1 pseudogene is annotated in these 215 nt (G+C 26.5%); it reads right to left on the bottom strand.

Annotated elements, in window-relative coordinates:
- Positions 1 to 215 (bottom strand): annotated as a pseudogene (locus B3792_RS13430) (transposase); the annotation flags it as partial.

The following is a 215-nucleotide window of genomic DNA, read 5'->3' as shown; positions in this document are numbered from 1 at the left end:
CATAGTTGAGAAAATAAAGTTTCAATTCTTTTTCTATACTTTTTGAATGGATAAAACTGAGGTTTGTAATCTTTTTGATTGGATCTTTTCGATGTTTCTAATCGTATATTAGCTTCATTAAATAAGTCAATTTGAATTGTTTGTGACAAATAACCTTTATCCCCAAGTAGCACACAATCTTACAGTTGAGATTTTATATCTTTCAAAAAATGAAT

This window comes from Empedobacter sp. UBA5924 (genome assembly GCF_002431085.1).
Taxonomy (GTDB): Bacteria; Bacteroidota; Bacteroidia; order Flavobacteriales; family Weeksellaceae; genus Empedobacter; species Empedobacter falsenii_B.
This window is presented reverse-complemented; position numbering and strand designations above follow the sequence as displayed.